The 2622-nt window shown below is 50.2% G+C and carries 2 protein-coding genes; both read left to right on the top strand.

From position 1 onward, the window contains the following. Positions 1-138 precede the first annotated feature (138 nt). Positions 139-1683, top strand: coding sequence for an IS21 family transposase (gene istA, locus Selli1_RS18065; protein ID WP_138374147.1), 1545 nt, complete (start codon positions 139-141; stop codon positions 1681-1683). Between the two features lie 5 nt (positions 1684-1688). Continuing rightward, positions 1689-2465 (top strand): ATP-binding protein, encoded by a 777-nt coding sequence (locus tag Selli1_RS18060; RefSeq protein ID WP_138374146.1) that lies wholly within the window; start codon positions 1689-1691, stop codon positions 2463-2465. The last annotated feature ends 157 nt before the right edge of the window (positions 2466-2622 follow it).

Below are 2622 nucleotides of genomic sequence, written 5' to 3'. Positions count from 1 at the left end.
TCACCAGTCCGGCGTTAGGAAATCACTATTCCGGATAAGCGGAAATCACTGTTCCGGGACAGGAAATCACATTCCAGAGCCTTATAATAGAGACATGCATCGCAAGATGTAAATCTATTATAAGGAGGTCACAAGACAATGACCAAGTATCGTGAGATCCTCAGGCTGACCGCTTTGGGACTGTCACAGCGAAACATTGTTCAAAGCATCGGTGTTTCGCAGAAAACCGTAGTCAAGGTTCAAAAACGAGCGCGGGAAATGCATTTATCCTGGCCGTTGGATGAAACCTTGACAGATGCAGCGCTTCAGAAGCTGATGTTTCCCAGGGAATCAAAAGTATCCAAACAAAAACGGATGCCGGATTTCAACTACATCCAGAAGGAGTTGCTCCGCAACGGTGTCAACAAGAAACTCCTCTGGACGGAGTACCTGGAGGAATGCCGCCAGTCCGGTGATGAGCCACTCATGTATTCCCAGTTCTGTTATTACATCCAGCAGGATGAACAGAAGCGCCGCGCAACCATGCATATCAACCGAAAGCCTGGCGAGCAGATCGAAGTTGACTGGGCAGGAGATCCTGCGCAGATCACTGATCCGGATACCGGCGAGATCATCCCCGCATTTCTCTTTGTGGGTGTCATGGCATACAGCCAGTATCCTTATGTTGAGGCTTTTATGAATGAAAAGCAGCGCTCATGGATTACTGCGCATGTTCATATGTATGAGTACTTCGGCGGTGTAACTCGTATTCTGGTGCCTGATAATACCACAACTGCAGTGATCCACAACAACGACTGGTACAATCAGGAACTCAATACCATCTACCATGAGATGGCTGAGCACTACAACACGGCTATCATCCCGGCCCGCATCCGGTCACCGAAGGACAAGCCAAATGTCGAGGGCTCTGTAGGTGTCATTTCTACCTGGATTACCGCGGCGCTCCGTAATGAACAGTTCTTTTCGCTGGCCGAGCTGAACAAGTCCATCCGCAGGAAGCTGGAGGAATTCGTAAACCGTCCTTTTCAAAAGAAAGAGGGTACCCGATACGAGATCTTCCGCGACGAAGAACTGCCATTACTGGCCAAGCTACCGGCTACCCCTTATGAACTGGCGGAATGGAAAAAAGCCACCGTTCAGTTCAATTATCACATATCCATCGATGGAATGCTATACTCCGTTCCTTACGAATACATCAAACGCAAGGTGGATGTGCGGGTAACTGACACGATTATCGAAATCTTTTACAATCACAACCGCATTGCTTCCCACCACCGTCTGTATGGCCGAAAGGGGCAATACAGCACTGTTACGGAACATATGCCCGCCGATCACCAGAAATATCTGGAATGGAACGGCGACCGTTTCCGCAAATGGGCTGAGCGGATTGGAACCAATACGTGCAAGGTTGTTCATGCGATTCTTGCCTCCCAGAGGGTGGAGCAGCAGTCCTACCGAAGCTGTATGGGGCTTCTGAAACTGGCAGATAAATACTCTGCTGAGCGTTTGGAAGCAGCGTGCCGGAAGGCGCTTTCCTACACAGCGAGTCCCAGCTACAAGAGTATCAAAAACATCTTGGCAGCCGGGCGGGAAAAGATGGAACCGGAGTTACAGACTCCCGACTCTGCATCAACTCAGAACAAGCACGCCATCACTCGTGGTGCTGACTACTACAGGAGGTAAGAACCATGACCAATCAGAGTACAATCGACAAACTTATTGAAATGCGACTGACTTCTATGTCAGATGCCTTTATCACACAGATGGATGATCCAAGGATGAAGGATGTTCCGTTCGAGGATCGCTTCGGCCTTCTGGTCGACATCGAATACAATAACCGTAAGAACAACAGTCTGAAGCGTCTGATCAAGGGAGCCGGGTTCGATCAGCCGGAAGCTTACATCGCTGATATCAACTATACTTCCGGCCGGAAACTTAACCGCGGTCTGATCGAACGTCTCGCAACCTGTGAGTACATCACGGAGCACCGAAACCTGTTCATCACAGGTGCTACCGGGAGTGGGAAGACCTACATGGCCTGCGCTTTCGGTATGGAGGCCTGCAAACAGCGCTATAAAACAAAGTATGTGCGCCTGCCCGATATGCTCCTGGAGCTTGATCTGGCGCGTACAGATGGCACCTACAAGAAGGTTCAGGCCAAGTATGCCAACCCCGTCCTGCTCATCATTGATGAGTGGCTCTTGTTGAAGCCGACAGAAACGGAACAGCATGACATTTTGGAACTGCTCCACAGAAGACGGAAGAAATCCTCCACGATCTTCTGCTCCCAGTACGATCCCAGCGGATGGTACGACCAGCTCGGTGGCGATGACAGCCCTCTTGCTGAAGCCATCCTTGACCGCATCATGCACGATGCCTACAAGATCAATATCGTTCCAACTGATCCATCCAACTATCGCTCTATGAGAGAAGTATACGGCTTGGATCCGGCGCTGAGCGAATAATCGTTAACAGCCAACTGGCGTCCCCATCCTGGAGGTTCTATTTTTCAGGATGGCGGCTCCGCCACATTTATTATCTGTCTGGAACAGTGATTTCCTCTTTTCGGACAGGTGATTTCCAAAACACCGGACAGGCGCTTTCAGCGCACCGGTATATCCA

The sequence above is a fragment of the Sellimonas catena genome (genome assembly GCF_027924685.1).
In the GTDB taxonomy this organism is placed as follows: Bacteria; Bacillota; Clostridia; order Lachnospirales; family Lachnospiraceae; genus Sellimonas; species Sellimonas catena.
This window is presented reverse-complemented; position numbering and strand designations above follow the sequence as displayed.